The sequence below is a fragment of the Nonomuraea sp. NPDC049419 genome (assembly GCF_040676995.1).
Taxonomy (GTDB): Bacteria; Actinomycetota; Actinomycetes; order Streptosporangiales; family Streptosporangiaceae; genus Nonomuraea; species Nonomuraea salmonea.
The window spans coordinates 51304-65322 of sequence record NZ_JBFAQB010000012.1; the positions used below are offsets into that span (position 1 = coordinate 51304).

The 14019-nt window shown below is 72.1% G+C and carries 15 protein-coding genes; 5 read left to right on the top strand and 10 right to left on the bottom strand.

The window, feature by feature from the left end; genetic code table 11:
* Window positions 1-11: 11 nt before the first annotated feature.
* Complete coding sequence (locus AB0K12_RS30110; protein WP_364568446.1) at window positions 12-746, bottom strand: SDR family NAD(P)-dependent oxidoreductase; 735 nt, start codon at window positions 744-746, stop codon at window positions 12-14.
* 70 nt (window positions 747-816) lie between these two features.
* On the opposite strand from AB0K12_RS30110, the gene AB0K12_RS30115 reads away from it, so the two are divergent.
* On the top strand, window positions 817-1608 hold the full coding sequence (locus tag AB0K12_RS30115) for an aminoglycoside phosphotransferase family protein (protein ID WP_364568450.1): 792 nt from the start codon (window positions 817-819) through the stop codon (window positions 1606-1608).
* A 70-nt stretch (window positions 1609-1678) separates the two neighbouring features.
* A complete protein-coding gene (locus AB0K12_RS30120; RefSeq protein WP_364568452.1) occupies window positions 1679-2845 on the top strand; it encodes an alpha/beta hydrolase in 1167 nt (388 codons plus the stop codon).
* Window positions 2846-2906: 61 nt separating this feature from the next.
* Here AB0K12_RS30120 and AB0K12_RS30125 read toward each other — a convergent pair whose 3' ends face one another.
* The 5 genes from AB0K12_RS30125 to AB0K12_RS30145 all read right to left on the bottom strand — a co-directional run bounded on the left by AB0K12_RS30125 (window position 2907) and on the right by AB0K12_RS30145 (window position 8156).
* On the bottom strand, window positions 2907-3677 hold the full coding sequence (locus AB0K12_RS30125; protein WP_364568454.1) for an alpha/beta fold hydrolase: 771 nt from the start codon (window positions 3675-3677) through the stop codon (window positions 2907-2909).
* A 39-nt stretch (window positions 3678-3716) separates the two neighbouring features.
* The gene (locus tag AB0K12_RS30130) at window positions 3717-4880 is read right to left on the bottom strand and encodes a sigma-70 family RNA polymerase sigma factor (protein WP_364568456.1); all 1164 of its coding nucleotides are present in this window, start codon (window positions 4878-4880) and stop codon (window positions 3717-3719) included.
* On the bottom strand, window positions 4877-5209 hold the full coding sequence (locus tag AB0K12_RS30135) for a YciI family protein (RefSeq protein ID WP_364568458.1): 333 nt from the start codon (window positions 5207-5209) through the stop codon (window positions 4877-4879). Before AB0K12_RS30135 ends, AB0K12_RS30130 begins: the two co-directional genes overlap by 4 nt.
* A gap of 35 nt (window positions 5210-5244) precedes the next feature.
* Window positions 5245-6270 carry a hypothetical protein gene (locus AB0K12_RS30140; RefSeq protein WP_364568460.1) on the bottom strand — a complete coding sequence of 342 codons (1026 nt, stop codon included), beginning with the start codon at window positions 6268-6270 and terminating at the stop codon, window positions 5245-5247.
* A gap of 179 nt (window positions 6271-6449) precedes the next feature.
* The gene (locus tag AB0K12_RS30145) at window positions 6450-8156 is read right to left on the bottom strand and encodes a potassium/proton antiporter (protein WP_364568463.1); all 1707 of its coding nucleotides are present in this window, start codon (window positions 8154-8156) and stop codon (window positions 6450-6452) included.
* 337 nt (window positions 8157-8493) lie between these two features.
* Between AB0K12_RS30145 and AB0K12_RS30150 the strand changes: the two genes are divergently transcribed.
* Entirely contained in the window at window positions 8494-8976 is a 483-nt protein-coding gene (locus AB0K12_RS30150; protein ID WP_364568466.1) for a cation:proton antiporter regulatory subunit, read from the top strand.
* Between the two features lie 13 nt (window positions 8977-8989).
* On the opposite strand, the gene AB0K12_RS30155 is transcribed toward AB0K12_RS30150, so the two are convergent.
* On the bottom strand, window positions 8990-10252 hold the full coding sequence (locus AB0K12_RS30155; RefSeq protein WP_364568469.1) for a HAMP domain-containing sensor histidine kinase: 1263 nt from the start codon (window positions 10250-10252) through the stop codon (window positions 8990-8992).
* Entirely contained in the window at window positions 10249-10935 is a 687-nt protein-coding gene (gene cseB / locus AB0K12_RS30160; RefSeq protein ID WP_364568472.1) for a two-component system response regulator CseB, read from the bottom strand. The genes AB0K12_RS30155 and cseB overlap by 4 nt, the downstream gene beginning before the upstream one ends.
* Before the next feature lie 166 nt (window positions 10936-11101).
* Here cseB and AB0K12_RS30165 point away from each other — a divergent pair, with 166 nt between their 5' ends.
* Complete coding sequence (locus AB0K12_RS30165) at window positions 11102-11617, top strand: hypothetical protein (protein WP_364568475.1); 516 nt, start codon at window positions 11102-11104, stop codon at window positions 11615-11617.
* A 4-nt stretch (window positions 11618-11621) separates the two neighbouring features.
* Here the strand turns inward: AB0K12_RS30165 and AB0K12_RS30170 are convergent, their stop codons facing one another.
* The gene (locus AB0K12_RS30170) at window positions 11622-12005 is read right to left on the bottom strand and encodes a VOC family protein (RefSeq protein WP_364568478.1); all 384 of its coding nucleotides are present in this window, start codon (window positions 12003-12005) and stop codon (window positions 11622-11624) included.
* Window positions 12006-12201: 196 nt separating this feature from the next.
* Here AB0K12_RS30170 and AB0K12_RS30175 point away from each other — a divergent pair, with 196 nt between their 5' ends.
* Window positions 12202-12627, top strand: coding sequence for a VOC family protein (locus tag AB0K12_RS30175; protein ID WP_364568482.1), 426 nt, complete (start codon window positions 12202-12204; stop codon window positions 12625-12627).
* Here AB0K12_RS30175 and AB0K12_RS30180 read toward each other — a convergent pair.
* The gene (locus AB0K12_RS30180; RefSeq protein WP_364568485.1) at window positions 12584-13921 is read right to left on the bottom strand and encodes an RNA-guided endonuclease TnpB family protein; all 1338 of its coding nucleotides are present in this window, start codon (window positions 13919-13921) and stop codon (window positions 12584-12586) included. The genes AB0K12_RS30175 and AB0K12_RS30180 overlap by 44 nt on opposite strands.
* Between the last annotated feature and the right edge of the window lie 98 nt (window positions 13922-14019).

Here is a 14019-nt window from a genome sequence, read left to right on the forward strand (position 1 = left end):
ATATCCGGCGCTCACCAGGCCACCGGTCCCAGGCGGTCGATGAAGACGCCGCTCGGCCCGTCGGCGTCGAGGGTGGCGAGCCTGATGATCGGGTCGCTGCCCTGGGTGACGGTGAGCGTGCCGGTGTGGTGGTTCATGTCAGTGGCGGTGTAGGCCCGGTTGGCGACCTCGCCGGGGGTGAGCACGTTGAACTTGATGTGCGGCAGCGCCTGCGCGTACCGGACGGTGATCATGTTGAGCGCGGCCTTCGACGAGCTGTACGCCAGCTCGTGCATCTTCGAGACCGGCTGGTCAGGGTCGGTGACCACGCCGAAGGAGCCGCCGCCGCTGCCGACGTTCACCACGCGCGGGTTGTCCGATGCCTCCAGCAGGGGCAGGAAGGCGTGGGTGACGCGGACCGGCCCGTAGACGTTGGTGTCGTAGACGGCGTGCAGCTCATCGGCCGTGGCCTGGGCGGGCGGCAGCACGTTGCCCGGCGCGCCCGCGTTGTTGACCAGCACGTCCACGTGATCGGTGTGCTCGCGGACCAGGCTCACGGCCGCCGCGACCGACTCGTCGGAGGTCACGTCCAAGGGAATCACCACGACCTCGATGCCGTCGGCGGCCAGTTTCTCGGCGGCCGCGCGGCCCCGCCCGGCGTCGCGGGAGCCGAGGAAGACCTGCCAGCCCATCTCGCCGAGCCGCCTGGCCGTCTCCAGGCCGAGTCCCTTGTTCGCACCGGTGATCACTACACTCGTTCGTTCCATGCACTCAAAGACGAGATGGCCCGCCCGGTTGTGACGGCTGTGAAGGAGGTCACATGGCTGAGGAGAGAGCGTGACGCTGCCGCCCGTACCGAAGCTCGACGTCCAGCGGGCCCTGCGCGACCTGCCCGTGCCGCTCGCCTACGAGGGGCCTTGTCCCGGCGGGCAGGTGGGCGCGGCCTACGTACGCTGGCCCGACGGTCGCCGGTCGGTCCTGACCCGGGGGCCCGACGTCGGCCCGCTGCTTGAGGCGGCGCGGGCGGCGGGGGTGCCGGCGCCCGCGTACGAGCTGGTCCACCCGCCCCTCCTGGTGCAGGAGCTGATGCCAGGGCGCGTCCCCGCGAAGGCCACGGCCGAGCTGGTCGAGCAGATGATCGAGATCAACCGGCGGTGCCGGGGCGTGCTCGCGGGCCGCTCCGACCTGCCGCCGCTGCGGTTGTTCCTGCTGGAGGACGGGCCCGGCTTCTGCCTGCACGGCTCGCTGCGCTCCTACGACGGCCGCACCCGCCGCCTGCTCGACCAGATCGAGGAGGTCGGCAGGGCGTTCCCCGGCGACGTCCTCGACGGCGACGACCTCGTGCACACCGACTTCCACCCGGAGAACGTCCTGGTCGACGCGGACGGCGCCGTCACCGGCGTGATCGACTGGGACGGCGCGACGCGCGGCGACGCCGGCTTCGACCTGTTCACGCTCCGCTTCGACCTCGCGCACCGGGCCCCCGACCTGCACGTGGACGTGCCCGAGCGGGTGGCGCTGCGCTGCTGGGCGCACATGAGCCTGCGCCAGGTGGACTGGGCGATCCGCCACTTCAGCGCCTCCGAGGTGACGCGGTGGCTGGAGGTGGCCGGGCGGCTCAGACCCTGACGAAAGTAAGGGTGCGTGCCCGTCTTTCGAGCATGTCGAGCGGCCTGGGCCCGTCCGTACCGTACTCACCATGATCAGAACCACCGTTGCCCTGCTCGCGCTCACCCTGCCTCTCGACCTGCCCCTCACCGCGTCGGCGCTCCCCGCGCAGGCCGCCAGGACGGCCGAGGTGACCTTCGCGATTCCCCGGCCGACCGGCGCGTACCAGGTCGGGCGGGACGTCCTGCACCTGAAGGACACCGATCGGCGCGACCCCTGGATGCCGTCGGCCCGCTCGCGCGAGCTGATGGTCTCGATGTACTACCCGGCACGTTCCGGCGGCGGCGCGGCCCCGTACATGACGACCGCGGAAGCCGCGGCGCTGCTCACGTCGCAGAAGCTGGACAAGGTGTTCAAGCCCGAGCAGATCACCGGCGTGCGCACCAACGCGCGGACCGGCGCCCGGCAGGCCGCCGGACGGCACCCCCTGGTGATGCTGTCGCCCGGGTTCTCGCTCAACCGGGCCACGCTGACCATGCTCGCCGAGGAGCTGGCCTCGCGCGGCAACGTCGTCGCGCTGGTGGACCACGCCTACGAGTCGTTCGGCACGACGTTCCCCGGCGGCCGCACCCTGACCTGCGCCGCGTGCGACGCGGTCGAGAAGGCCCCGTCCGACGCGGCGAGCAGGCGCATGCTGGCCAAGGTCGCCACGGGCCGGGCGGCCGACCTGTCGTTCGTGATCGACCGGGTCACCCGCGCCTCCGGGTGGAAGCGCGCGGCGATGATCGACAGGAAGCGCATCGGCGCGGCGGGCCACTCGATCGGCGGCAACGCCGCCGCCGCCCTCATGGCCGCCGACCGCCGGGTGCGCGCCGGGGTGAACATGGACGGCACGTTCTTCGCGCCCGTCCCCAAGAGCGGGCTCGCCAAGCGGCCGTTCCTCATGCTCGGCACGAAGGCGGGGCACTCCCCCGGCTCCACCGACACGTCCTGGCCGCGCGACTGGCGGCGGCTGGACGGCTGGAAGCGCTGGCTGACCGTGGCCGACTCCGGCCACTTCACCTTCATCGACCTGCCCGTGCTGGGCGCTCAGGCCGGGATCACCGACCCGGAGGCGCCGCTGCCGGGCAAGCGGTCGGGCGAGATCACCACCTCGTACGTGGGCGCCTTCTTCGACCGGCACCTCCAAGGCGCGAAGCGGCCGCTGCTCGACGGGCCGACCGCCGCCGATCCCGAGGTCACCTTCCAGAACCCGTGATCTCCGCGCGTTTCCCTTGACCGGAACGACTTCCTTGTCTGCCGCCCCCGCCCGAGCCGAGTCAGCCGAGGAAGCCGATCAGATGGGGTGCCAGGACCTCCCAGGAGACGTTGTGGTCCTGGCCGTCGAGCACCGTGTGCCGCGCTTCGGGCAGCGCGTCCAGCAGGGCGCGGGCGGCGGCGTCCGCCCAGGGGCCGGTGCGGGAGCCGGTCAGCACCAGGACGGGAGCGGTGACGGCGGCGAGGCCCGGCGGCAGGCCGCCGTCGCCGAGGACGGCGGCGTCGTACGCGAGCGTGGGCGCGATCTCTTCCATGGACGGCCACATGGGAGCGTGGCGCATGCCCTCGATCGCCTCGGGCGGCATCCCGACCGAGCGCAGGAACAGCGCCATGGCGTCCCCCGGCCGCCCGCCGTCCAGGCAGGCCGCCAGCTCGTCCGCGTACGCGCGGGCGCGGGCGGGCGCGCCGGGGTCGAGCTGGAACGGCGGCTCCCACAGCGCGAGCCCCGTGATCGGCAGGCCGGCCGCGGCGGCACGCAGCGCCAGCACCGCGCCCGACGAGTTCCCGAACACCGCCGCCGCGCCCCCTGCCGCCTTGATGACCGCCGCGAGGTCCTCGACCTCGCGCTCCACCGCGTAGGGCGAGGTGTCGCCGCTGTCGCCCCGGCCCCGCCGGTCATAGTTGATCACCGTACGCTCGCCGGCCAGCAGCCGGGCCAGCGGCTCGTGGACGCCCCTCGTGCAGGACGCCCCGCTCACCAGCACGACGGGCTCCCCTTCGCCCATGACGTCGAACGCCATGGGGGTGCCGTCGGCCGAACGGGTGGTCTTCATGGTCATGCCTTTCGTAGAGGACGACTGTTTCCGCCCTGCCTACGAACGGTCGGCGCGGGCGGCGTGGAGCACGTGGTGGCCGTCGAGGCGGGCTCCGAGCGGCTCGATCATGGCCAGGCCACGGGCGGGGTCGGCCATGCCGGCGGCGATGGCCCTGTTGAGGCGGACGATGTCGGAGGGGACGTGGCGTTCGAGCGCGCCGTACAGGGCGGCGATCTCCGTCCAGGGCGTCTCGGCGAACGACGGCGCGGTCGCGTGGCAGGCGGCTATGGCGGCCTGGATCCGGTACGGCCCCGCGCCCGTGCCGCCCTGCCGCAGCACGTCGTCGAGCAGCGCCACGCCCTCGTCGATCTGCTCGCGCCGCCACCGTGAACGGTCCTGCTCCTCCAGCGGCACCAGCTCCCCGCCGTCCTCGCGGGCCGCGCTCCTGGCGTCGTGCAGGAGCATCAGCGCCAGCAGCCCGCCCGCCTCAGGCTCGCCCGGCAGCAGCCTGTGCACGAGCCGCGCCAGCCGGATCGCCTCGTCCGTGAGCGACCGCCTGATCGGCTCGTCGCCCGCGCCGGCCGCGTACCCCTCGGAGAAGAGCAGGTAGAGCACGCCGAGCACGGCCGGCAGCCGCTCCGGCAACTCCTCGGCCGGCGGCACCTGAAAGGGCAGCCCCGCGTCGCGGATCGCACGCTTGGCGCGGGTGATCCGCTTGGACATCGTGCCCTCGGACACGAGAAACGCCCGCGCGATCTCCGCCGTCGTGAGTCCGGCCAGCGTCCGCAGGGTGAGCGCCACCCGCGCCTCGAACGGCAGGCGCGGATGACAGCACGTGAAGATCAACCGCAACCGATCGTCCTCGACGACGGTCCCCGGGCCGCCGCCGCGCGAACCGGCAGGTCCGCCGGAATCGGGCAGGATGGTGGCGTGCAGGGCGGCCAGTTCGCGGAGCTTCGCGGCGCCTGTCGAGGCGCGGCGGAGGCGGTCGATCGCCTTGTTGCGGGCCGTCGTGGTGAGCCAGGCGCCGGGGGCCGGCGGCACGCCGTCCGCCGGCCACCGGGTCAGCGCCTGGGTGAAGGCGTCCTGGGCGCACTCCTCCGCGAGGTCCCAGTCGCCGGTCTGCCGGATCAGGGTCGCCACGACGCGGCCCCACTCCTCGCCGAACAGGGCCGCCACCGTCTCTTGGACGCCCGCCGGCGCCGGTTCCTGTGGTGTCACGGTTGCAGGGCGCGGAGTTCTATCGTGCCGTGGCGGGCCACCGGGTGGGTCCGCGCGGCCTCCATGGCCTCCTCGCGGGACGCGCACTCGATCAGGCTGAACCCGGCGACGACCTCCTTCGACTCGACGAAGGGGCCGTCGGTCATCAGCACCTCGCCGTCGCGCACCCGCACCGTGGTGGCGTCGGCCGGGGGTTCGAGGCCCCCGGTCGCGATCAGCCCGTCGCCGCGCGCCGCGGCCCACGCCTTGCAGTCGGGCAGGAAGCCCGGATTGGCCAGCATCGCCTGGTAGGACTCTTCGTCCCCGCAGACCAGCAGCAGGTACTTCATCCGGTCAGCCTAGAACCCCCGGCCGCCCGACGGGGTCAGCGGAAATCGGAGATGCGCAGCACCGCCAGCATGTCCTTGGCGCGGGAGCCGTCCGTCGAGAAGGACGCCTCGGCGCCGACCCAGCCGCGGAACGCCCCCGAGTCGTCGATGATCTGCATGAGCGGCTTGACGTGCGAGTTCCCGGTGTAGCAGAACTGGCCCCGCTCCATCGCCAGGCAGGTGCACCAGTGCCAGAGCGTGTCGCGGCGGTCGGTCTTGGAGATCATCGTCAGGTAGTACTGGATGGAGGAGATGTTGGCCTTCGTCCCGCCACCGTACCTGGGGCAGCCGCCCTCTTTCTGGCAGGCGCTGTTGGACGAGGGCTGCAGGTACGTCAGGCACGAGGTGGTGCCGGAGCACTGGCGGAACGACGAGAGCCCGAACGGCTGGTTGGCCGACCTGACCAGCTTGCCGCCCGCCCAGCTCGTCAGGTCCTGCCTGAGCGAGCTGGGGAACGCCTTCACCGAGCTCATCGCGCGGCGAGTGGCGTAGGAGGCGTTGCTGCCGTAGCCGTAGCCGTGCGTGGCGAGCGTGCTGCGCTTGAGGTCGAGGCGGGCGAGCTTGCCGTCGGGCGACTTGCGGACGTACCACTGCTCGGTCCAGGTCTGGGCGATCTTCCACGTGATGGTGAGCACGTCGCCCGCCACCGAGTACGTCCCGGTGCGGCGCTCGCTCGGGCCGCCGGTGAAGCCGCCGGCGGTGAGCACCTTGCACCCGCGCACCCGGGTGGACTTGCCGCCGGCCTTGGTGCTGCAGCTCGCGTCGGGGGCGGTGCCGGTGCTCTGCCTGGCCTTCGGGCTCCGCTGCCACCACAGGTAGAAGCCGGCGTTCACGGTGCCGTTCCTGGCGAAGGTGTAGTTGCCCAGGCGTAGCCAGTTCTGCTGGGAGGCGGCCTTCAGGTGGCCCTGCGAGACCACGAACGTCGACTTGCCGCCCGGCAGGGCCGTGGCGGCGGCCGCCGGTCCGGATGGGAGAAGGGTGAGGCCGAGCAAGAAGGTGAGGATCGCGGCTGCGATGCGCATGTGGCGTCTCCGGGGGGATTACAAGGCGTGTCCGGCTCAGCACGACACCGTAATAGGCCCGGACCGGATATGTCATCGAAACACCGTCACGAGTCCCGCTCGTCACACTCCCCCGGCCCCCGCCCGCCCTCTGTGAGAATGGCGGGCGGGCCCCAACCCCGCGTCTCGGGCAGGCGGGCTCATGTGACGGCGGGGTCGGACTCCGATTCCGTGCCGGGGAGCAGGTCGTCGCCCGGTTCCGGAGGTGGGGGCGCGACCGGGCGGACGTGGCGCCGGCGGCCGCCGGCGAGGCGGGTGCGCCAGCGCAGGCCCGCCCGCCGCCGGCCGGGCGCCGGTGTGGCGGCGGGGGCGGGACGCGGCTCCGGGGACGTCGCGGGTGCGTCGCCGTTGTCGGGCTCGCCGTCCTCGCCGTGCCAGTGGGCGAGGCGGCCGCCCCTGCCGACGGCGCGCAGCCGCCGCTCGACCTCGGTACGGGTGGCGGGCGTGGTGACGATGAGCACCTCGTCGCCCTCCCGCAGCCGGGTGTCCGGCTCGGGGACGAGCGTGTCGCCGCCCCGGATGACGAGGGTGACGATCGACGGCTTCGGCAGCCGCAGCTCGAAGATCTCCACGCCGTGCAGCTTCGAGCCCGGCGGGACTGTCAGCGTGAGCAGCTCGGCCGCGAGGACGTCGAGCGGCGCGGCCTCGATCTCGACCTCCTTGGCCTGGTGCGGCTGGATGACCTTGAGCAGCCTGGCCACCAGCGGCAGCGTGGGGCCCTGCACCAGGGTGTAGAGGATGACCAGGACGAACACGATGTTCAGCAGGTGCCGGCTGCCCGGCACATCGGCCACGATCGGGTAGGTGGCCAGCACGATGGGCACCGCGCCGCGCATCCCGGCCCAGGCGATGAACGCCTGATGCCGCCAGCCCGTACGGAAGAAGGTCAGGCACGCGGCCACGGACACCGGCCTGGCGACCAGCATCAGCACCAGGCCGATGACGATGGCGGGGATCAGCGCGCTGAGCAGCTCGTGCGGGGTGACCAGCAGGCCGAGCATGACGAACAGGCCGATCTGCGCCAGCCAGCCGATGCCGTCGGCGAACGACCGGGTGGCGGCGCGGTGCGGCAGGACGGCGTTGCCGAGGACGAGCCCGGCCAGGTAGGCGGCGATGAACCCGGAGGCGTGCACGGTCCCGGCCGCGGCGAAGGCGATGATGCCCATGCCCACGGTGGCCAGCGGGTACAGGCCGGTGGCGGGCAGCGCGACGTAGCGCAGGGCGAGCGTGCCCGCCCAGGCGCAGGCCAGCCCGATCGCGGCGCCGACCGCCAGCTCGTACGAGATCTGCGTGGCGATCGAGGCGGGGTCGGGCAGGTCGGTGAACGCCGTCGAGAACACCAGCACCAGGATGACCGTCGGCGCGTCGTTGAAGCCCGACTCGGCCTCCACCATCCCGGCCACGCGGCGCGGCAGCGGCAGCGCGCGCAGCACGGAGAACACGGCGGCGGCGTCCGTGGAGGACACGATCGCGCCCAGCAGCAGCGAGAGCTGCCAGTTCAGGCCGAGCAGGAAGTGCGCGCCCGCGGCGGTGATCGTCACGCTGACCGCCACGCCGAGCGTGGCCAGCAGTCCCGCCGGCACCATCAGCCGTCTGATGTCGGACCACCGGGTGCTCAGACCGCCCTCGACCAGGATGATGCCCAGCGCCGACGTCCCCAGGGTCTGCGCGAGCTGCGCGTCGTCGAAGTCGATGCCCAGCACGTCCTCGCCGAGCAGCACCCCGAGCGCGAGGAACAGCAGCAGGCCGGGCAGACCGAGCCGGCTGGCCGTGCGCGCCGCGGCGATGCTCGCCAGCAACACCAGACCACCGGCCAGTAAAACGCCGTAAAGCTGCTGCAGACTCATCGTGAACCCCCACATGGCATCGTTGAAGCAGTTATGTGGCGATCATTACTCATTGCTCGCAAATCATGCTGAATCGGCTGACTCCTCCTGTCGCAGGAACGGCTCCTCCATCTTCACGGGCGGACCGGCCGGTGGGGGGGCGGCGCGGCCGGTGCATTCGCGTGTCGATGGGCGCGGGGTCTGTCGTACCCCGAAAAGACGCCCGAAGCTCCGGAAGTCGCACCTGCCGTCCACTTACGCGAATCTGTCATCCTCGGAAAGGATCGTTCTGGGACGCCGGCGCCACGCGCCGGAGCGTTCCCGAACGGTGCGGCGCAGGACGGACGTGAGGTGGCCGGTGGAGATCGAACAGACAGCGTTGCCAGGGATCGGACTGCGGCACGAGTTCACGACCAGCTCAGGGCGGCGCGTCGCCGTCGTCTCCCACCGCACCGGCCGCCGCGACCTGGTGATCTACGATCCACACGACCCCGACCAGGCGTGCGAGACCGTCACGCTCAACGACGACGAGGCCGACGCGCTGGCCGGGCTGCTCGGCGCGCCGCGCATCATCCGGCGGCTCGACGACCTGCACCGGGAGGTGGAGGGGCTGGTCAGCGAGAAGCTGCCGATCGGCACCGCGTCGCCCTACGCGGGGCGGCCGATGGGCGACGCGCAGGTCCGCACCCGTACGGGGGCCTCCATCGTGGCGGTGGTGCGCAAGGCGCAGATCGTCGCCAGCCCGGCGCCCGGCTTCGTGCTGGACGCGGGCGACGTGGTGGTCGTGGTGGGCAGCGCCGACAGCGTCCAGGCGGTCGCCGGCATCCTCGCCGGCGGCTGAGCACGCCAAGGCGTCAGCCTTCGGGCGGGTGGTGTTCCTCGGACCTAGGCAGGCGCAGGATGGCGATGGCGCCGCCGCCGGCGGCGTTGGTGAGGGTCAGCTCGGCGCCGATCACACGGGCCTGGCCGGCGGCGATCGTGAGCCCGAGCCCGTGGCCGTGCCCGCGTTCCGCGGCACCCGTACGAAAGCGGCGCGGCCCCTCGGCCAGGAGTTCAGGCGGGAACCCCGGCCCCCGGTCGCGGACCTCGATCACCTGATCGGCGGCGACGATCTCGACCGGCGGGGCGCCGTGGCGGTGGGCGTTGAGCACGAGGTTGGCGAGGATGCGGTCCAGGCGGCGCGGGTCGGTCCTCGCCTCGGGCCGCCCCTCGGCCAGCACCCGCGCCTCGACGCCCACCCGGGCGGCCGACTCCGCGGCCAGCTCGGCCAGCGGCACGCGGACGCGATCGGCGACCTCGGCGCCGGTGTCCAGGCGGGAGACCTCCAGCAGGTCCTCCACCAGCGAGCGCAGCACCTGGACGCGGTCGCGTACCAGCTCGGCCGCCTGGCCCTCCTCCAGCAGCCCGGCGGCGGCGACCAGCCCCATCAGCGGGGTGCGCAGGTCGTGGGCGACGTCGGCGGTGAAGCGCTGCTCGGCCTGGAGCCGGTGCTGCAGCGCCGCCGCCATGGAGTCCACGGCGGCCGAGATGTCGGCGATCTCGTCCCGGCCGGGCCGGCGCGGCGGGCCGGTGGTGATGCGGGCGTCCAGGTCGCCGTCGGCGATGCGCCGTGCGGTACGCGCGACGCGCCGCAGCCGCCGGTTGGCCAGCTCGGCGAGGCCCACCGAGACCGGCACCACCCCGGCCAGGGCGAGCAGCGCGGCCTTGATCATGTCGCGGTCGAGCGCGTGCAGGCTGAGCAGGTCGGAGCCCATCGAGATCTGCGCCAGCACGGCGTTCTCGCCGTCGCCGTACGGCTGGACCGCCCACATCCAGGGCTCGTCGCGGTGGTCGGTGCCGTACCAGGTGACACGCCGGCCGGGCCGCAACTGGGCGGCGAGTTCGCGGGGCAGCCCGGCTACGCTCACCAGGTTCGTGGCCGGGTCGGCCAGCGCCTGGTCGAGCGCGATCTCGGCCTCGCCGCGTCCCGTCGCGAGCGAGCGGTCCCAGGTGGCCTGGTGCACCAGCAGCCCGACCACGAGGGCGACGACGGCGCAGGCGAGCGTGACGAGGGCGGCGATCTTCCAGCGCAGCGAGGCGGGGTTGGCGATCCGCCAGGTCGGCGCGGCCCGGTTCACGTGGCGCTCAGCTTGTAGCCGAACCCGCGTACGGTCTCGATGCGGTCCGTGCCGATCTTCCTGCGCAGCCGCTGGACGCACAGGTCGACCACGCGGCTGTCGCCGTCCCAGCCGTAGTCCCAGACCGTGCGCAGCAGCGTGGCCCGTTCCAGCACGATCCCGGGATGCGCAGCGAACTCCAGCAGCAGCCGCAGCTCGGTCGGCGTCAGCTCGACCCGCTCGCCGGCGCGCCTGACCTCCAGAGCGGCGGTGTCGACGGTCAGGTCACCGAACGTGAGCGGGGCAGGCCGCCCGCCGGCGGGCTCGGGCTCCGGCCGGGCGGCGGCGGCCCTGCGCAGCAGCGAGCGGATCCTGGCCACCAGCACCGGCAGGTCGATCGGCTTCACCACGTAGTCATCGGCGCCGCCCTCCAGCCCGGCCACGATGTCGAGGCCGTCGCCGCGGGCCGACAGCATGAGGATCGGCACCTGGCTGGACTCCCTGACCCTGCGGCACAGGCTGATGCCGTCGAGCCCGGGCAGCATGACGTCCAGCAGCAGCAGGTCGTGGCCGCCCGCCAGGGCCGCCTCCAGCCCGCTCAGCCCGTCGGCGGCGGTGCTCACGCGGTAGCCGTAGCGCTCAAGGGCCAGGCCGACCGACTCGCGGATGACGGCGTCGTCCTCGACGAGCAGCAGGGATGTCATGAAAAAGCACGATATCCAGCGAAGTGCACTGTTCTCGGCATCGGCTGCCGCTCGGCCCCGTATCGGCGGTGTATCGGCCGTGTATCACCGGTCTCCCCCGCCCGGGCGGCCATGCTCCCCCGGCAGGGGGAGGCGCCACCGCCGCCGCAACCGGGAGCCTGTCCCCATGACCATGACCTCCACGGCGATCCGCCCGGTGCCGCGCTGGGCGGTACGGGCCGCGCACGCGATCGCCCTCGTCACCGTGCCGTCAGGACTGTGGCGGGTCGCCCTGGTGACAGGATTGCCCATCGGGTACGTCGCCGGCCGGCCTCCCATCCCCGCCGGCGAGTCCGCGTACATCATCGGCCTCAGCGTCGTCAGCGAGCTGGCCGCCCTGCTGACGATCGGGCTGGTGAAGCCCTGGGGCGAGGTGCCGCCCCGGTGGGTGCCGCTGGTGGGCGGCCGGCGCATGCGCCCGCGCGCCGTACTCGCCGCCGCCTACACCGGGGCCACGCTGATCACGCTCTTCTGCGGGTACGCGGCGCTGGCCGCGATCCTGAGGCTCGGCTCGGGTTTCCCGTTCCTGTCGGCCACCGGGCACGCGATCCTGATCGTCTGTTACCTGCCGCTGCTGGCGTGGGGGCCGCTGACGTACGCGGTGGCGTACTCCTACCAGCGCCGTCACCGGCCCGTCCGGTGAGCCGTCAGAGCGGGTCGAGGCGGCGCCTGAGCAGGCAGAAGACGTTGCCCTCCGGGTCGGCGAGCACGTGCCACGGCTCCTCGCCGCTCTGGCCCACGTCGGCGCGGCGGGCGCCGAGCTTCAGCAGGCGTTCGAGCTCGGCGTCCTGATCGCGGTCGGTGGCGTTGACGTCGATGTGCAGACGGTACGTGTGCGCCGGAGGCAGGTCTCCCTGGGGGCTGAGGATGATCGTCGGCTGCGCCCCGCCGAACCCCTCACGCGGCCCGATCTCAATGGCGCCGTCGTCCTCCCGGTCGAGCACCACGAAGTCCAGCACCTCGCACCAGAACCGCGCCAGCAGCTCGGGATCGCGGCACGCGAGCACCAGTTCGCTGATCCGTGACGCCACGCGACAACACCCACCTTCGGTCAGAGACCCCCGAACAGTCCGTTTCCTGGCCTTCGGGCATCAAACGGTCCGGGGATCGTAGCGGAGCGGCCCGCGCGGACGCGACTGGAATTGCGGCGGAAGTAGCGGCCACACCCTGTCCGCTACCCCTGGAACGGTGGTCACACCAGCAAGAACGAGCGACGAAGGAACGTCCATGTCCATCGATGTTGTGACCCACCTGAACTTCCGGGGCGACGCCCGCGCGGCGCTCACCTTCTACCAGTCGGTGTTCGGCGGCGACCTGGCCGTGATCACCTACAAGGACGCCGGGAACGTGACGGAGGAGGCCGAGGCCGACCAGGTGATGTGGGGGCAGGTGAGCGCGGGCAACGGCTTCCGCGTGATGGCCTACGACGTGCCGGGGCACCTGCCGTACGAGCCGGGCGAGAAGCCGTTCTTCGTCTCGGTCAGAGGCGGGGACGTCGAGGAGATCACCGGCTATTGGGAGAGGCTCTCCGACGGCGCCACCGTCGTGCAGCCGCTGGGGCCCGCCCAGTGGGCGACGGTCTACGGGATGGTGAAGGACCGCTTCGGCGTCACGTGGGTGCTGGACGTCCTCCCCCCTTACGACCCCTCCTGACCACGGCTTCCAGGGCGGCGGACGTCCCCCCGCCGCCTTCTTCATCTTCACGAAGGACACGAGTGTTGACATCCTCCCCGCGGCTGGAGCCGGGGGTTCCGACCCTCACGGGTAGGGTTTCCTGCTTCTCCGCCGGTCGCCCGCCGGGCCTGCGCCCTTGAGGTCTTACACCGGCTCCACAGGCGTTTCGCCTCTCCACCAGCCCGGCGGCGAGGATGTTGATCGCGGCGTTGACGTCCCGGTCATGCATCGCGCCGCAGGCGCAACCCCATTCCCGCACGTTCAGCGGCATCTTCTCCTGCAAGGTGCCGCACGCCGAGCACAGCTTCGAGGAGGGAAACCACCGGCCCACGACCAGCAACTCCCGCCCATACCACCGGGCCTTGCACTCCAGCATGCCGCGCATCTGACGCCACGAGGCGTCGCAGATGGCACGGGCGAGCGAATGGTTCTTCACCAAGGTGCGAACGGTGAGGTCCTCGATCACGACCGTTTGGTTCTCACAGACGAGACGAGTGGTGAGCTTGTGCAGAAAATCGGTACGCCGGTCGGCGATGCGGGCATGGACACGGGCGACCTTCAGCCGGGCCTTGGCCCGGTTCGCACTGCCCTTGACCTTGCGTGCCAGGGCGCGCTGGGCTCTGGCCAGCCTGCGGCGGCCGGCGCGCTCATGCCTGGGGTTGACGATCTTCTCCCCGGTGGACAGCGCGGCCAGGGACGTGATCCCCGCATCCACGCCCACCGACTGCTCCACCGGGGCAAGCGAGGCGATCTTATCCTCGACCAGCAGGGAGACGAACCAGCGCCCCGCCGCGTCCTTCGACACGGTCACCGTGGACGGCTCGGCCCCCTCGGGCAGCGGACGCGACCACACGATGGCCAGCGGCGTGTCCATCTTCGCCAGCGTCAACCGGCCCTCACGCCAGCGGAACGCCGATCGGGTGTACTCGGCCGACAGCCGGGACTTCTTCTTGCTCTTGAACGTGGGGTACGTGGCGCGCCTGGCGAAGAAGTTCGCGAACGCCGCCTGAAGATGCCGCAACGCCTGCTGAAGAGGGACCGACGACACCTCCGACAGGAAGTCGAACTCGCCGCTGCGCTTCCACTCCGTCAGGCGCGCAGAGGACTCCACATAGGAGACACGGCGGCCTTCCAGCCGGTAGGCGCGAGTGCGCTCCTCAAGTGCCTTGTTGTAGACGAGACGGACGCAGCCGAACGTCCGGGCAAGCTCAGAGGCTTGCCCGGGAGTCGGATAGAAGCGGTACTTGTAGGCCCGCTTCACAACCTGCGCCACGGTTCACTTCTACCATGCGATCGGCTCAATATCGAGAGCATGTTCGATAAGTGCGGCATCGTGCCGCGTTTCCTCCCCGGGGCTGAAGCCTGGGGTAT